13 protein-coding genes are annotated in these 14,289 nt (G+C 68.9%); 4 read left to right on the plus strand and 9 right to left on the minus strand.

Annotated features, from left to right (window positions below; all coding sequences use genetic code 11):
- Positions 1 to 20 precede the first annotated feature (20 nt).
- Positions 21 to 2,207 carry a M3 family metallopeptidase gene (locus PG878_RS08855; RefSeq protein ID WP_209031224.1) on the minus strand — a complete coding sequence of 729 codons (2,187 nt, stop codon included), beginning with the start codon at positions 2,205 to 2,207 and terminating at the stop codon, positions 21 to 23.
- A gap of 331 nt (positions 2,208 to 2,538) precedes the next feature.
- Here PG878_RS08855 and PG878_RS08860 point away from each other — a divergent pair, with 331 nt between their 5' ends.
- A complete protein-coding gene (locus tag PG878_RS08860) occupies positions 2,539 to 3,030 on the plus strand; it encodes a glutathione peroxidase (RefSeq protein WP_209031225.1) in 492 nt (163 codons plus the stop codon).
- Between the two features lie 252 nt (positions 3,031 to 3,282).
- Here PG878_RS08860 and PG878_RS08865 read toward each other — a convergent pair whose 3' ends face one another.
- From PG878_RS08865 to PG878_RS08875, 3 genes are all read right to left on the minus strand, one after another.
- Positions 3,283 to 4,062: a ferredoxin--NADP reductase gene (locus tag PG878_RS08865; RefSeq protein WP_026143480.1), complete on the minus strand. Its 780-nt coding sequence runs from the start codon at positions 4,060 to 4,062 to the stop codon at positions 3,283 to 3,285.
- A 104-nt stretch (positions 4,063 to 4,166) separates the two neighbouring features.
- The gene (locus tag PG878_RS08870; RefSeq protein ID WP_010344394.1) at positions 4,167 to 4,565 is read right to left on the minus strand and encodes a hypothetical protein; all 399 of its coding nucleotides are present in this window, start codon (positions 4,563 to 4,565) and stop codon (positions 4,167 to 4,169) included.
- A gap of 25 nt (positions 4,566 to 4,590) precedes the next feature.
- Positions 4,591 to 6,474, minus strand: coding sequence for an ABC transporter ATP-binding protein (locus tag PG878_RS08875; protein WP_209031226.1), 1,884 nt, complete (start codon positions 6,472 to 6,474; stop codon positions 4,591 to 4,593).
- A 149-nt stretch (positions 6,475 to 6,623) separates the two neighbouring features.
- Here PG878_RS08875 and PG878_RS08880 point away from each other — a divergent pair, with 149 nt between their 5' ends.
- On the plus strand, positions 6,624 to 6,884 hold the full coding sequence (locus PG878_RS08880) for a hypothetical protein (protein ID WP_209031227.1): 261 nt from the start codon (positions 6,624 to 6,626) through the stop codon (positions 6,882 to 6,884).
- A gap of 411 nt (positions 6,885 to 7,295) precedes the next feature.
- Here PG878_RS08880 and PG878_RS08885 read toward each other — a convergent pair whose 3' ends face one another.
- The 3 genes from PG878_RS08885 to PG878_RS08895 form a co-directional block, all read right to left on the minus strand.
- A complete protein-coding gene (locus PG878_RS08885; protein WP_209031228.1) occupies positions 7,296 to 8,198 on the minus strand; it encodes a dimethylarginine dimethylaminohydrolase family protein in 903 nt (300 codons plus the stop codon).
- A 303-nt stretch (positions 8,199 to 8,501) separates the two neighbouring features.
- Positions 8,502 to 8,942 (minus strand): carboxymuconolactone decarboxylase family protein, encoded by a 441-nt coding sequence (locus PG878_RS08890; protein ID WP_209031229.1) that lies wholly within the window; start codon positions 8,940 to 8,942, stop codon positions 8,502 to 8,504.
- An 84-nt stretch (positions 8,943 to 9,026) separates the two neighbouring features.
- Positions 9,027 to 9,905 (minus strand): RNA polymerase sigma-70 factor, encoded by an 879-nt coding sequence (locus PG878_RS08895; RefSeq protein ID WP_209031230.1) that lies wholly within the window; start codon positions 9,903 to 9,905, stop codon positions 9,027 to 9,029.
- 101 nt (positions 9,906 to 10,006) lie between these two features.
- Between PG878_RS08895 and PG878_RS08900 the strand changes: the two genes are divergently transcribed.
- Positions 10,007 to 11,527: a fumarate hydratase gene (locus tag PG878_RS08900; RefSeq protein WP_209031231.1), complete on the plus strand. Its 1,521-nt coding sequence runs from the start codon at positions 10,007 to 10,009 to the stop codon at positions 11,525 to 11,527.
- Between the two features lie 109 nt (positions 11,528 to 11,636).
- Entirely contained in the window at positions 11,637 to 12,272 is a 636-nt protein-coding gene (locus PG878_RS08905; protein ID WP_209031232.1) for a glutathione S-transferase family protein, read from the plus strand.
- A gap of 177 nt (positions 12,273 to 12,449) precedes the next feature.
- On the opposite strand, the gene PG878_RS08910 is transcribed toward PG878_RS08905, so the two are convergent.
- Together PG878_RS08910 and PG878_RS08915 are read right to left on the minus strand one after the other, a co-directional pair.
- Positions 12,450 to 13,601 (minus strand): phospholipase A, encoded by a 1,152-nt coding sequence (locus tag PG878_RS08910; protein ID WP_153750421.1) that lies wholly within the window; start codon positions 13,599 to 13,601, stop codon positions 12,450 to 12,452.
- 142 nt (positions 13,602 to 13,743) lie between these two features.
- On the minus strand, positions 13,744 to 14,229 hold the full coding sequence (locus PG878_RS08915; RefSeq protein WP_209031454.1) for a DUF456 domain-containing protein: 486 nt from the start codon (positions 14,227 to 14,229) through the stop codon (positions 13,744 to 13,746).
- Positions 14,230 to 14,289: the final 60 nt, after the last annotated feature.

A 14,289-nucleotide genomic window follows, 5' to 3' on the forward strand; every position in this document is an offset into this window, starting at 1 on the left:
GGGCCGTGCCGCAGTGCGCTTCAGCGTGCGCTCGGCGTCGTCGCCGGCGCAGCGTTGAGGCCGCGCTTCTCCAGCAAGGGCTCGATCTGCGGTGCGTGCCCGGCGAAGTCCTGGAACAACTGCATCGCATCGACGCTGCCACCGCGCGAGAGCAGGGTCTTGCGGAAGCGGTCGCCGTTGGCGCGGCTCAACCCGCCGTGCTGCTTGAACCACTGCTGGGTATTGGCGTCCAGCACCTCGGCCCAGATGTAGGCGTAGTAGCCAGCCGCGTAGCCGCCCATGATGTGGCTGAAGTACGGCGTGCGGTAGCGCGGCGGCACCGGCGGGTAGGCGATGCCGTCGGCCGCCAGCGCCTTGGCCTCGAAGTCCATCACGCCCGAGGCCGGCGGCACCTGGCCGGCGCCGAGCTGGTGCCAGCGCTGGTCCAGCATGGCCGCACCCAGGTACTCGGTGGTGGCGAAGCCCTGGTTGAACTTGGCGGTGGCCACCACCTTGTCCAGCAACGCCTGCGGCATCGGCGCGCCGCTCTGGTAGTGCTTGGCGTAGTGCTTGAGGATGGCCGGATCGTCGGCCCACATCTCGTTGACCTGCGAGGGGAACTCGACGAAGTCGCGCGGCACGCTGGTGCCGGCGAAGTAGGGGTACTTCACGTTCGAGAACATGCCGTGCAGCGCGTGGCCGAACTCGTGGAACGCGGTGGTGACCTCGTCCCAGGTCAGCAGGGTCGGCTGGCCGGCCGGCGGCTTGGGGATGTTGAGGTGGTTGGCGACCACCGGCTTGTCGCCGGTCAGCGCCGACTGCGAGACGTAGGAGCTCATCCAGGCGCCGCCGCGCTTGGACTCGCGCGCGTACATGTCGGCGATGAAGATCGCCAACTGGCTGCCGTCGGCGTCGAACACGTCGTAGACCAGCACGTCGTCGCGGTAGGTCGGCAGGTCGGTGCGCTGCTTGAAGGTCAGCCCGTACTCCTGATTGGCAGCGTAGAACACGCCGTTCTCCAGCACGTTCTTCAGTTCGAAGTAGGGCTTGAGCTGGCCTTCGTCGAAGTCGTACTTGGCCTGGCGCACCTTCTCGGTGTAGTAGGCCCAGTCCCAGGCCTCGAGCCTGAAGCTCGGCTTGCCGGCGGCCTTCTGCTCCTGGTCGATCATCGCCTGCAGGTCGGCGGCCTCACGCTTGGCGTTGGCCACCGCGGCCGGGGCCAGCTTGCCGAGCATGGCGTTGACCGCTTCGGGGGTCTTGGCGGTCTGGGTTTCCAGGGAGTAGGTGGCGTGGTTCGGATAGCCGAGCAGCTTGGCGCGGTCGGCGCGCAGGGTCATGATCCGCGACACCAGCGCGGTGTTGTCGTAGGGGCCGCCGTGGCTGCCGCGCGACACCGAGGCCTCGTAGATCTTCTGGCGCAGGGCGCGATCCTTGAGTTGCGCCAGCGGCGGCTGGCCGGTGGTGTTGAGCAGGGCGATCACGTACTTGCCGTCCAGCTTGCGCGCCTTGGCCGCTTCGGCGGCCGCGGCGATCTGCGCGTCGGACAGGCCGTCGAGCTGCTTGACGTCGTCCACCACCACCGCAGCGGCGTTCACTTCGGCCAGCACGTTCTGGCTGAACTTGGTGCCCAGTTCGGCCAGTTCGGCGTTCATCGCCTTGAGTTTGGCCTTGTCGGCGTCGTTGAGCTTGGCGCCGTCGCGGACGAAGTCGCTGTGGTACTTCTCGATCAGGCGCACGCCCTCCGCGTCCAGGCCGAGCTGGTTGCGGGTGTCGTACAGCGTCTGGATGCGCGCGAACAGCTTGGGGTTGAGCGCGATCGCATCGCGGTGCGCGGCCAGCTTGCCGGCGTACTCGGCCTGCAGCTTCTTGCGGGTGTCGTTGGTGTCGGCGCCGACCAGGTTGAAGAACACGGTGGTGGCGCGGTCCAGGATCTGCCCGCTCTTCTCCATCGCCACGATGGTGTTGTCGAAGGTCGGCTTGGCGGTCTGGTCCGCGATGGCCTGCACTTCCTGCAACTGCTGCGCCATGCCGGCGTCGAACGCGGGCGCGAAATCGCTGTCCTTGATCCTGTCGAACTGCGGGTAGTGCAGCGGCAGCGGGCTTTCGGCGAAGAACGGGTTGGCCTGCGTGGTCGCCGTGATGGCGGTGGGCGTGGTGGCCGGAGCGGCGTAGGCGGGCATGGCGAGTCCGAGCGTGGCGGCGAGGGCAAGGGCGAGGCGAGAGGTCATCAAGCGGTATCCGCAATCATGGTGATCGGGCAGGCTACCCCAGGCCGGCAGGCGTGACCCGTGACGAAAGCCATGGGCGCACTGCAGCATAGGCGCGTGTTTCTCGAGGCTTTGCGGCATCTGGCGTGAACCTTGATGCAGTGCGCTCTCCTGCGTGGTTGTGCCGATGCAGGCCCGCATCGGTGGTGCGCTGGCGGTGCGTTGGCTCGTTCGCGCCGACGTCTGCGACGCGGCCTCGCGCATCGGCTCCGGCCTGCTGGCGACGCCTGCGGCCACCGCGTAGCATCGCCTCGAACCAGCGCCGCTGCGGCGCGCCGTACCACGAGGATCCATGGACACGCCGACCACCGCCTACGCCTTCACCGCGACCACCTTGGATGGGCAGGAGCAGCCGCTCGCCGAGTACGCCGGCAAGGTGCTGCTGATCGTCAACGTCGCCTCCAAGTGCGGTTTCACGCCGCAGTACGCCGGGCTGCAGGCGCTGTGGCAGCGCTACCGCGATCGCGGGCTGGTGGTGCTGGGCTTTCCCTGCGATCAGTTCGGCCATCAGGAGCCGGGCGATGCCGCGGAGATCCGCCAGTTCTGTTCGCTCAGCTACGACGTCGATTTCCCGATGTTCGCCAAGGTGCAGGTCAACGGCGACGGCGCGCATCCGCTGTGGCGCTGGCTCAAGCAGCAGAAATCCGGGCTGCTCGGCATCGCCGCGATCAAGTGGAATTTCAGCAAGTTCCTGGTCGGCCGCGACGGCCAGGTGCTGGCGCGCTATGCGCCGACCGACAAGCCGGAAGCGCTGGCCGACGAGATCGAGCGGGCGTTGGGCTGACGATTCGGCGGGGAACTCCCGGCGTGATCCCGGGAGGCCGTGATGCGGCGCTTGTGGGAGGGACTTCAGTCCCGACGCCCTTAAATCCAACGCGCCGGGACTGAAGTCCCTCCCACACACGATTTCGCCACTATTCGCCTTGGCCTGCCGCCATGTCGCTTACGCCGGTAGGAGCGGCTTCAGCCGCGATGCTTTACCGGGAAAGCCCGTCGCGGCTGAAGCCGCTCCTACGACGGGAGACGCGCAGCGGTGTCACTTCTCGACGAACGCGCGCTCGAACACGTAGTGCCCCGGCGAGCCGATGCGCGGCGAGGCGACGAAGCCGCGGGCGTCCAGGGTGTGGCGCAGGTCGGCCAGCATCTGCGGGCTGCCGCAGATCATCGCGCGGTCGTGTTCCGGGTTCAGCGGCGGCAGGCCGAGGGTGCGCTGCATTTCGCCGCTCTCGAGCAACTCGGTGAGGCGGCCGCGGTTGCGGAAGTCCTCGCGGGTCACCGCCGGGTAATACAGCAGCTTCTCGCGGATGGTCTCGCCGAGGAACTCGTGCTGCGGCAGTTCCTTCTCGAAGTAGTCGCGGTAGGCCAGGTCCTTCTCGAAGCGCACGCCGTGGGTGAGGATCACCTTGTCGAAGCGCTCGTAGGTTTCCGGGTCCTTGATCACCGACAGCCACGGCGCCAGCCCGGTGCCGGTGCCCAGCAGGTACAGGTGGCGGCCCGGGTGCAGGTCGCTGATCAGCAGAGTGCCGGTGGGCTTCTTGCCGACCAGCACCGAATCGCCGGGCTTGATGTGCTGCAGGCGCGAGGTCAGCGGGCCGTCCGGCACCTTGATGCTGAAGAACTCCAACTGCTCTTCCCAGTTGGCGCTGGCGATGGAGTAGGCGCGCAGCAGCGGCCGCGTCTCCGTCTCCAGGCCGATCATCACGAACTGGCCGTTGTCGAAGCGGAAGCCGTCGTTGCGGGTGGTGGTGAAGCTGAAGTAGTCCTCGGTCCAGTGGCGGACATCGAGCACCGTTTCGGGGCCAAAAGCGGAAGACATGCCGTTGATCGTGATGGGGAAGGAACGGTCGCCATTCTACCCCATGCCGGCTCAAATGAGATCAAATCTCATTTGTGGCCTGGTGCCGATCACGGCGATCCGGCTCACTTCTCGAACGAGACCTCGTAGGACAGGTACAGCGGCGCCTGCGGCGGTGCCAGCAGCGGACGCTGGCGCAGGAAGCGTTCCAGGCACAGGGCGAGCGGCGTGGTGCCGTTGCGCCAACTGGCGCCGACACTGCCGTCGGCCTGCACCTGCACCACCACGGTGAACGGCGAAGTGTCCGGGCGCGGCGTGGCGCAACTGGCCACGCCCTCGTCCAGCGCCGCGCGTTGCAGGGTCTGCAGGCGTTCCTCCATGGCCGCCGGCAGGCTGGCTTCGTCGCGGTCGGCCAGGGCCTTGGCCGCGGCGTAGTCGGAAGGCGCCGGCGTGTCCGCGGCGGGAGCGGCGAGCGCCGGGACGGCGAGGGCGGCGGCGAACAGACAGGGCAGGGTGCGGAGCATGGCGGTGTCGGAAGGGGCGGACGGGCTAACGATACCCAGCGGCCTGCAGTTCGAACAGTTCCGCGTAGCGGCCGCCCTGCGCCATCAGTTCATCGTGGGTGCCGCTGGCCTCGATCCGGCCGTCGGCCAGGACCAGGATGCGGTCGGCCATGCGCACGCTCGAAAAGCGGTGCGAGATCAGCACCGCGGTGCGGTTGTCGGACAGCTCCTTGAAACGCTGGAACACCTCGAACTCGCTGCGCGCGTCCAGCGCGGCGGTCGGCTCGTCGAGGATCATCACCTGCGCGTCGCGCATGTAGGCGCGGGCGATGGCGATCTTCTGCCACTGCCCGCCGGACAGGTCCACGCCGGTCTTGAAGCGGCGCCCGATCACCTGCGCGTAGCCCTGCGGCAGGCCGTCGATCAGCTCGGCGGCCATCGCCCGTTGCGCGGCGGCGCGGATCCGCGGCGCGTCGTCCAGCGCGTCCACCTGGCCGACGCCGATGTTCTCGCCGGCGCTGAAGTGGTAGCGCACGAAGTCCTGGAAGATCACCCCGAGGTTGGCGCGCAGGTCGTCCAGGTCGTAGTCGCGCAGGTCGCGCCCGTCGAGCAGAATGCGGCCCTCGTCCGGGTCGTACAGCCGCGCCAGCAGCTTGACCAGGGTGGTCTTGCCGGCGCCGTTCTCGCCGACCAGGGCCAGCACTTCGCCGGCGCGCAGGGCGAAGTCCAGGTGCCGCACCGCCCACTGTTCGGCATCCGGATAGCGGAAGCCGACGTTCTCGAACACGAAGCCCTGCCGGATCGGCCGCGGCACCGGCACCGCGCCGGGGCGGGTGCGGATCTCCGGGACGATGCGGAAGAACGAATACAGGTCGTCCAGGTACAGCGCCTGCCCGGCCACCTGCGAGAAGCCGATCAGCAGGCCTTCCAGCAACTGCCGCAGGCGCAGGAAACTGCCGGCCAGGAAGGTCAGGTCGCCGATGCTGAAGTCGCCGCGCACGGTGCGCCAGGCGATGTAGCCGTAGGCGCCGTAGTAGCCCAGCGTGCCCAGCGCCGCCAGCAGCGTGCCCCACAGCATGCGCTTGCGCGCCAGCGCGCGGTTGGCCTGGAAATAACGATCGGCCAGGGCGCGGTAGCGCGCGATCAGGAAGTTGTGCAGGTTGAAGATCTTCACTTCCTTGGCGGTCTCGACGCTGGCGCCGAGCTGGCGCAGGTAGTCGAGCTGGCGGCGCTCGGCCGTCCACTGGAAGTTGAGCGAGTAGCCCAGCGCGTTGAAGTGCGCCTCGCCGATGAAGGCCGGCACCAGCGCCACCGCCAGCAGGGCGATCAGCCATGGCGCGTAGACCAGCAGGCCGACCGCGAAGCTGACCACGGTGATCGCGTCCTGCACCTGGCCGAACAACTGGCTCATCAGGTTCATCCGGCCCATGGTCTGGCGCCGCGCGCGGTCGAGCCGGTCCTGCTGCTCCGGGTCCTCGAAATCTTCCAGGTCCAGTTGCGCGGCGTGCTCCATCAACTGCACGCTGGTGGTGTTGTTGAACAACTCCGACAGCAGCGTGTCGGCATAGCTGACCAGCCGCCCGAGCAGGTCCGAGGCGATCGCCAGCGCCAGCTCCAGGCCCAGCAGTTCCAGCAGCCGGTTCAGGCGGCCGCTGGCCAGGGCCTGGCCCAGCGAATCGAAGCCGGGCGATTGCCCGACCAGGTGGATGGCCTCGTCGATGATCAGCTTGCCGACGTACAGCGAGGCCACCGGCAACAGCGCCCGGATCACGCGCAGGCCGATGCTGCTGAGGGTCAGCCAGCGGCTGGTCTGCCAGATCTGGCGCAGGAACGGCGGCAGGTTGCGCATCGCGTCGAAGCGCTCGCGCAGGCTCGGGCCGGTGCGTGGCGCGGTGCCGGCGCCGCCATGAGAGGGGGAGGAGGATGCCATCGGCGCATTGTGCCGGGGGCGGGTGTGCGCGGGGAGTGTGGGCTGCGCTGGGACGGCGGCTGAGCCGGCGCTGACGCGGGTGGCTGGCGCGCGCTTGCTGAGGGCGAGGCATGGGTTAGCCTCGTCGATGTCCAGCCAAGGCCGTTGTCATGTCCGTCCCTGCCGCCTCTGTGTTCGCCCGCCTGCGTGCGCACCTGCCGTCGTGGCGCGAACTGCTCGGCTGCACGATTTTCGCCCTGGTGGCCACTGCGCTGCTGCTGTGGGGCAACGCCGCCGCATTGGTGTTGACGCTGTCGTATGTCGCTTTCGCGATCGGCTACAGCCTGTTTCGCCTGTTCGGCGGGCGCGGCGGCATCGACCTCCAACAGTTGTGGCGCGATGTGCTCGATGCGGTGCTCAGTCTGTGCTGATGGATGCGGATTGCGGCAGGTCTGTCCGGCGCGACGGCCGGGTCATGCGTCGGCACGCACCCTCACCCCAACCCCTCTCCCGGTGGGAGAGGGGCTTGCGTCCTTCTCCCGCCGGGAGAAGGTGCCCCGAAGGGGCGGATGAGGGTACGCGCGAAGCCTCCAAATGCTTGCTAACGTCAGGCGTTCCATGGCGGCCGTACCCTCAGCCCAACCCCTCTCCGGGTGGGAGAGGGGCGAGCGCTTTTTCCTTCTCCCGCGGGGAGAAGGTGCCCCGAACGGGGCGGATGAGGGTACGGGCGAAGCTTCGAAATGCTTGCTACCGCCAGGCGTTCCATGGCGGCCGTACCCTCACCCCAACCCCTCTCCCGGTGGGAGAGGGGCTGATTCTGCGGCTCGCGGGAGCCTCTCGGCTTACTCGTCCAGCCGCAGCGTCAGGCACTTGGCGGCGCCGCCGGCCTTGAGGAATTCGTCCAGCGGGGTCTGCACCACGCGGTAGCCGATCGTCGCCAGCGCGGCGCACAGCGCCGGCGAGGCACGGTTGAGCAGCAGGGTGTCGTCCAGATCCACCGCATTGCAGGCGAAGGCGAGGGCGTCTGCCTCGCTGACCACGATGCGCCGCGACGCCGGGATGTGTTGGGCGATCGCCTGCTGCGCATCGGCGTCGAACGCAGCCGGGTAGTACAGCAGGTAGCCGTCGCGCAGCGGGCAGAAACAGGTGTCCAGGTGATAGAAGCGCGCGTCGACCAGGCGCAGCGGCACCACCTCGATGTCCAGCAGGTCGGTCAGGTCGTGCGCGGCGGCCAGGTCGCTGCGGTGGCCGTGGCCCATCCACAGCCGGCGCGCGCCGCGGTCCAGCAGCGCGTCGCCGGCGCCTTCGAAATACACCTGCTCGGGCAGTTCCTGGATGCGCAGGCCGGCCTGGCGGCACCAGGCGGTGAACAGGGCTTCCTCGCCACGGCGTTCGGCGTGGCGGAAGCGGCTGGGCACGAAGCGGTCGCCGAGCACCAGGCCGGCGTTGGCGCTGAACACCATGTCCGGCAGGCCCGGCGCGGCAGCGATGCACTCGACGCGTGCACCGGCCGCCTCGGCGGCAGCCACCAGCGCATTCCACTGCGCCTGCGCACGCGCGCGGCTGGCGGCGTGCACGTTGCCTTCCATCCAGGGGTTGATCACGTAGTCCACCGCGAAGTGCTGCGGCGCGCACATCAGCAGGCGGTGGCGGTAGCTGGCGCCGGCGCGGGACTGCGGTTCGGGGGAAGCGAGGGCCAGGTCGGTCTCATCGGCCAGGCCGACAGCAAGGACGTTCTCGATCATGCGCGCGCTCCGCGTCGGGGATGCGCGCCACGCTAGCGGCGGCGTGTTGCGAAGACATGTCGGTGGACTGGTGGCGGGATTGGGGATTCGGGATTGGGGATTCGTGTAAGCAGAACCGCGCACGCTGCGGGCCTGCCTGGCGTCGGCGCGTGGGTAGTACGTCCCGTTGCCAGCACTCGGGATTCGGAAGCGCCACGCCTCCTTGTCGACTACGCGATCCTGCCTCCGAATCCCCAATCCCCAATCCCCAATCCCGAATCCCGAATCCCGAATCCCGAATCCCGAATCCCGGCGCGCAGCGCCTTACGGCAGCGCCGGCTGCAGGCCCACGCCCAGCCGGTTCCAGGCGTTGATCACGGCCACGGCCATGGTCAGTGCGCTGATCCCGGCCGGATCGAACTGCGCCGCGAGTGCGTCGTAGACGGCCTGCGGCGGCGCGCCGGCGGGCAGCGTGGTCAGTGCCTCGGCCCAGTCCAGCGCGGCGCGCTCGCGGGCGTCGAAGAAGCGGCTGTCGCGCCAGGCGGAGAGGGTGTCGAGCTTGCGCGGTTCGGTGCCGGCGCGGCGCAGGGCGGTGGCGTGCATGTCGATGCAGTAGGCGCAGCCGTTGAGCTGGGAGACGCGCAGGAACACCAGTTCGGTGAGGGCGCTGCCGAGCGTGCCGTTGTGGACCTGCTGGCTGGCGCCGAGCAGGGCGCGGTAGGCCTCGGGTTCGTGGCGGGTGTAGTCGATGCGATGGAAGGGCATGGTAGGTCGCGCATGGCGGCCACCATGGCCGCCTTCCCCTCCAGGACGCGGCGGCGCGTCGCGGCGTGACAGCGCCGGCGCAGGTCAGTCGCGACCAGTTGCAGGCGCCGTCGGCGTCGGCAGCTTGTCCGGATTCATCAGCGTCAGCACCTCGGCGATGCGTTCGCCGTCGATCACCAGCGCGGTCACCGACTGCAGCCGTGGCCCAAGAAAACGCAGGATCGCCGGTTCGCCGTTGACCGTGCCGATCCGCGCCTGCAGGCCCAGGTCGCGTCGCGCCACGGCCCAGTACAGCCGGCCGATGCGCTCGGCGCCGCGCAGCGGGCGCAGGCTAGCGGTGACCTTGCCGCCGCCGTCGGAGCGCAACTGCGCGTCGGCATGCAGCAGGGCGGCGATGGCGGCGCGGTCGCCGCGCTGCGAGGCGTGCAGGAAGCGCTCCAGCAACTGGCGGTGGCGCTCGGGCGTGACCGCGAAGCGCGCCTGGCCCTGGCCGAGCCGCTCGCGCGCCCGGTGCACCAGTTGCCGACAGCCGGCTTCGCTGCGCTCCAGGGTGCGACCGATCTGCGCGTAGTCGTAGTCGAAGGCTTCCTTCAACAGGAACGCCGCGCGCTCGTGCGGGCCGAGCCGCTCCAGCAACGCCAGGAACGCCAGCGACACCTGCTCGGCGCGGTCATGGCGCTCGGCCGGGTCGGCCTCGTCGGCGATCTCCAGCGGTTCTGGCAGCCACGGGCCGATGTAGTGGACGCGGGCGCTGCGCGCCGCGCGCAGGCGGTCCAGGCCGAGCCGGGTGGTGGCGGTCACCAGCCACGCCTCTGGGTCGCGGATCGTGCTGCGGTCGCTGGCCTGCCAGCGCAGCCAGGCGTCCTGCACGGTGTCCTCGGCGTCGGCGCGGCTGCCGAGCAGGCGGTAGGCCAGGCCGAACAGCCGGGCGCGGTGGGATTCGAAGGTCGGATCGTGGGTCATGACGACCAGGACGGAACAGGGCGTGCCGGCGTGACACCGGGCGGGGCCGCCACTTTGCCCTAAAATGGGCGGGTTTCCCCCCGCCAGCCGCAGAGCCAGCCGTGACCTCGATCAAGCAGGAAGACCTCATCCAGTCCGTCGCCGACGCGCTGCAGTACATCAGCTACTACCACCCGGTCGACTACATCAAGAACCTGTCCGCGGCCTACGAGCGCGAGCAGTCGCCGGCGGCCAAGGACGCCATCGCGCAGATCCTGATCAATTCGCGCATGTGCGCCGAGGGCCACCGGCCGATCTGCCAGGACACCGGCATCGTCACCGTGTTCCTCGAGATCGGCATGAACGTGCGTTGGGACGACGCCACCATGGGCGTGGAGGACATGATCAACGAGGGCGTGCGCCGCGCTTACAACCATCCGGACAACAAGCTGCGCGCCTCGGTGCTGGCCGATCCGGCCGGCAAGCGCCAGAACACCAAGGACAACACCCCGGCGGTGGTCAACGTGAAGGTCGTCCCCGGCGACACCGTCGACGTCATCGTCGCGGCCAAGGGCGGCGGCTCGGAGGCCAAGAGCAAGTTCGCCATGCTCAACCCGTCCGATTCCATCGTCGACTGGGTGCTCAAGACCGTGCCGACCATGGGCGCTGGCTGGTGCCCGCCGGGCATGCTCGGCATCGGCATCGGCGGCACCGCCGAGAAGGCGATGCTGCTGGCCAAGGAAGCGCTGATGGAGCCGATCGACATCGTCGACCTGCAGGCCCGCGGCGCGTCCAACCGTGCAGAGGAACTGCGCCTGGAGCTGTACGAGAAGGTCAATGCGCTGGGCATCGGCGCGCAGGGCCTGGGCGGCCTGACCACGGTGCTGGACATCAAGGTCAAGGATTACCCGACCCACGCCGCCAACCTGCCGGTGGCGATGATCCCCAACTGCGCGGCCACCCGCCATGCGCACTTCACCCTGGACGGCAGCGGCGCGGTGATGCTGGATCCGCCCTCGCTGGAAGACTGGCCCAAGCTCACCTACAACCCGACCAACGCGCGCCGGGTGAACCTGGACACCATCACCCGCGAAGAAGTGGCCAGCTTCAAGCCGGGCGAGACCATCCTGCTCAACGGCAAGCTGCTGACCGGCCGCGACGCCGCGCACAAGCGCATGATCGACATGCTCAACCGCGGCGAAAAGTTGCCGGTGGACTTCACCAACCGCTTCATCTACTACGTCGGCCCGGTCGATCCGGTGCGCGACGAAGTGGTCGGCCCGGCCGGCCCCACCACCGCCACGCGCATGGACAAGTTCACCCGGCAGATGCTGGAGCAGACCGGCCTGCTGGGCATGGTCGGCAAGTCCGAGCGCGGCGATGCGGCGATCGCCGCGATCCGCGACAACAAGGCGGTGTACCTGATGGCGGTCGGCGGCTCGGCCTACCTGGTGTCCAAGGCGATCAAGGCCAGCAAGGTGCTGGCGTTCGAAGACCTGGGCATGGAGGCGATCTACGAGTTCGAGGTCAAGGACATGCCGGTGACCGTGGCGGTCGATTCCAGCGGCGAGTCGGTGCACAAGACCGGCCCGCGCGAGTGGCAGGCGCGCATCGGCAAGATCCCGGTGGTGGTCGAGGCCTGATCGGCCGCATCGCGAACGCCGGCGCGAACGCCGGCGTTCCGCATCGCGCTGGCGGCTTGCCGGCGTCGCGGCAATAATCGGCGCTGGTTCCGTCTCCGGGGAAAGCATCGTGTCCATCGTCCTTTACGGCTCGCCCAGTACCGCCTCCTTCGTCGTGCACTGGTTGCTGATCGAACTGCAGGTCGATTTCGAGCTGCGCATGCTCGATTTCGACCGTCAGGAGCAGAAGAGTCCCGAGTACCTGGCGATCAATCCGCAGGGGCGGGTGCCGACGCTGGTGCTGGACGGGCAGGTGCTGACCGAATCGGTCGCCATCGCCATGCACCTGGCCGACCTCTATCCGCACGCCGGCCTGGCGCCGCCGCCCGGCACGCCCGAGCGCGCGGCCTACTACCGCTGGATGCTGTTCGGCGCCTACACCCTGATGCCGGCCTACCGCGCCTGGTTCTATCCCGACGAACCCGCCGGCTCCGACAACGCCGAGCCTGTGCGTGCCAATGCCCGCGCCTTCCTGGAAAAGGCCTGGGACGAGGTGGCGAGGCACCTGGAGCAGGGCGGCCCGTATCTGCTGGGCGAGCACTGCAGCGCCGCCGACTTCGTGCTGGTCATGCTGATGCGCTGGTCGCGCAACATGCCGCGGCCCACCGACAGCTGGCCGGCGCTGAAGGCGCTGGCCGACAGGATGAAGGCGCGCCCGGCGTTCCACGAGGCCTATCGGCGGGAAGGCATCACCGACTGGGTGTGAGCCCGGCGGGTCGCGTCGCCAAGCAGCGCGCGCTGCCAGCGCTCGGCCGGTGAAGGCGCCGGCCACGTTCCGCGGCAACGAAAAAGGGCTTGCGGAAGATCCGCAAGCCCTTGGCTTTTCCTGCGGCCGAACCTGGACGCGATGCGATGCCCAGGGGCGCTCAGGCCAGATGCCGGCTCAGAACCACTCCAGCAGCGAGATGCCGACGCCGACATAGGTGGCGCGGTGGTTGTAGTCGATCATGCTCTCGCCGTAGCCGTCGAACACCTGCACATGGCCGCGCAGCAGGTTGCTGATCGGGAAGCCCCAGTCCAGCTGTACCGCGCCGTGCGAGCGGTCGCCGCCGCGCAGCGAATGCCGCGCCATCAGCGCCACCTCGTGGCCGTTGCGGTTGTAGATCAGGGTCGCGTCGCCGCGGCCCATGTAGTCCTCGATGTCCGGGTTGTTGTCCTGCTTGCGGCTCTCCGGGATGCGGTACCAGGGGCGCAGCACCAGCGCCCAGTTGTCCCGGTCCAGGCCGATGTTGAGCATCGCCCGGTTCCAGCTGCGCGACAGCGGATCGCTGCGGCCGTTGGACTGGTGGGTCAGCTGGATGCCGGTCATCCGTCCCTTCCAGCCGAACAGGCTGTAGTTGTTGCGGAACACCAGCATCAGTTCCGGCTCGTAGTTGGTCTCGCGGAACGGCCGCGACTGCTCGGAGTTGTAGACCTGCCAGCGCGAGCTCTGGGTATACGCGCCCCACAGGTCGCCGTTGTCGCCGAAGATGTTCTCCACGATCTTGGTCTTGAAGCTCAGCTGGAACTTCGCCTCCACGCTGTCCAGCGGCTCGGCGGTGGTCACCGTGTTGACCGGGTTCGGCGAGGACGGCAGTTCGTTCTTCTTGCTGGTCCAGAACGCCGGCAGCAGGTACACCGGCTTGTAGGCGCGCAACTGGAAGGTGCCCAGCTTGGAGTCCTTGGCCAGTTCCCAACGGCTGTCCAGCAGCGAACCCTTGCCGGCATTGGCAATGGTGCTGTCGTAACGGTCCTGTTTGAAGATCGCGGCGGCGCGCTGGCGGGTGCGCTCGGCGACGCCGGCATCCTCCGGCACGCTGGCGTCCAGCTGTTGCTTCTGGCGTTCGCTGGCGGCCTGCGCCGCGGCGTCGGCCGCCTGCGGGTCGGCGGTGCGGCGCGACAGCGCCTGGTCGTAGCAGGCCAGGCGGGCGGCGTCGCTGGAAATCGCCACGCAGGCTTCCGGCGAGGCGGGGGTGGGCAGGACTTCCTGTGCGTGCGCAAGCGGCACGGCCGCGATCGACAGCAGCAACAGGGGACGGACCTGGCGGTGGGACATGCGGTTCTCGCTGCAACGGGCGGCGCGGGCGGGTGGTGCGCTGCCGGGGTGAATGGCCGGCAGCGAAAATACAGGAAGTGACGACAACGGGGTCATCACACGTTCATGCTGTCGCCGCGACGCCGTCTTCAGGCCTGCTGCGTCAGAGCAGCCAGGCCACCGCGAACACCGCCAGCATCGCCAGCGCCAGGCCGAGCTTGGCGGCGGTGCCCAGCACGATGCCGAGCCAGGTGCCGACGCCGACCCGCGTCGCCTGGCGCAGCTCGCGCCCATGCCAGTACTCCCCGGCCAGCGCGCCGACGAAGGGGCCGACGAACAGCCCGATCGGCATGAAGAACATGCCGGCGATCCCGCCCAGCACCGATCCCCACAGCGCCTTGCGGCTGGCGCCGACCCGCTGCGCGCCGAATGCGGTGGCCAGCAGGTCGACCAGCAGCGACAACGCGGTGAGCACGCCCAGCACGGTCAGCGTCGGCCAGCCCATCCGCTGGAAGCCGTCGGCCCAGGCCGCCAGCACCATCCCGGCGAACATCAGCGGCGTGCCGGGCAGGGCCGGCAGCAGCACCCCCGCCAATCCGACCAGGACCAGCAGACCGGCACAGACGTAATAGATGAACGCAGGGTCCACGTGGCTCACCGCGGGGGAGATTTGGGGGTTGACAGATGGGGCATTTTTGCTGATTGCATT

This window comes from Xanthomonas hawaiiensis (genome assembly GCF_031834635.1).
Taxonomy (GTDB): domain Bacteria; phylum Pseudomonadota; class Gammaproteobacteria; order Xanthomonadales; family Xanthomonadaceae; genus Xanthomonas_A; species Xanthomonas_A sacchari.

What these genes read in the sequence shown, in the direction of transcription:
- PG878_RS08855 (WP_209031224.1), bottom strand. Translation starts at nt 2,207, where the DNA reads ATGACCTCTCGCCTCGCCCTTGCCCTCGCCGCCACGCTCGGACTCGCC.
- PG878_RS08860 (WP_209031225.1), top strand. Translation starts at nt 2,539, where the DNA reads ATGGACACGCCGACCACCGCCTACGCCTTCACCGCGACCACCTTGGAT.
- PG878_RS08865 (WP_026143480.1), bottom strand. Translation starts at nt 4,062, where the DNA reads ATGTCTTCCGCTTTTGGCCCCGAAACGGTGCTCGATGTCCGCCACTGG.
- PG878_RS08870 (WP_010344394.1), bottom strand. Translation starts at nt 4,565, where the DNA reads ATGCTCCGCACCCTGCCCTGTCTGTTCGCCGCCGCCCTCGCCGTCCCG.
- PG878_RS08875 (WP_209031226.1), bottom strand. Translation starts at nt 6,474, where the DNA reads ATGGCATCCTCCTCCCCCTCTCATGGCGGCGCCGGCACCGCGCCACGC.
- PG878_RS08880 (WP_209031227.1), top strand. Translation starts at nt 6,624, where the DNA reads ATGTCCGTCCCTGCCGCCTCTGTGTTCGCCCGCCTGCGTGCGCACCTG.
- PG878_RS08885 (WP_209031228.1), bottom strand. Translation starts at nt 8,198, where the DNA reads ATGATCGAGAACGTCCTTGCTGTCGGCCTGGCCGATGAGACCGACCTG.
- PG878_RS08890 (WP_209031229.1), bottom strand. Translation starts at nt 8,942, where the DNA reads ATGCCCTTCCATCGCATCGACTACACCCGCCACGAACCCGAGGCCTAC.
- PG878_RS08895 (WP_209031230.1), bottom strand. Translation starts at nt 9,905, where the DNA reads ATGACCCACGATCCGACCTTCGAATCCCACCGCGCCCGGCTGTTCGGC.
- PG878_RS08910 (WP_153750421.1), bottom strand. Translation starts at nt 13,601, where the DNA reads ATGTCCCACCGCCAGGTCCGTCCCCTGTTGCTGCTGTCGATCGCGGCC.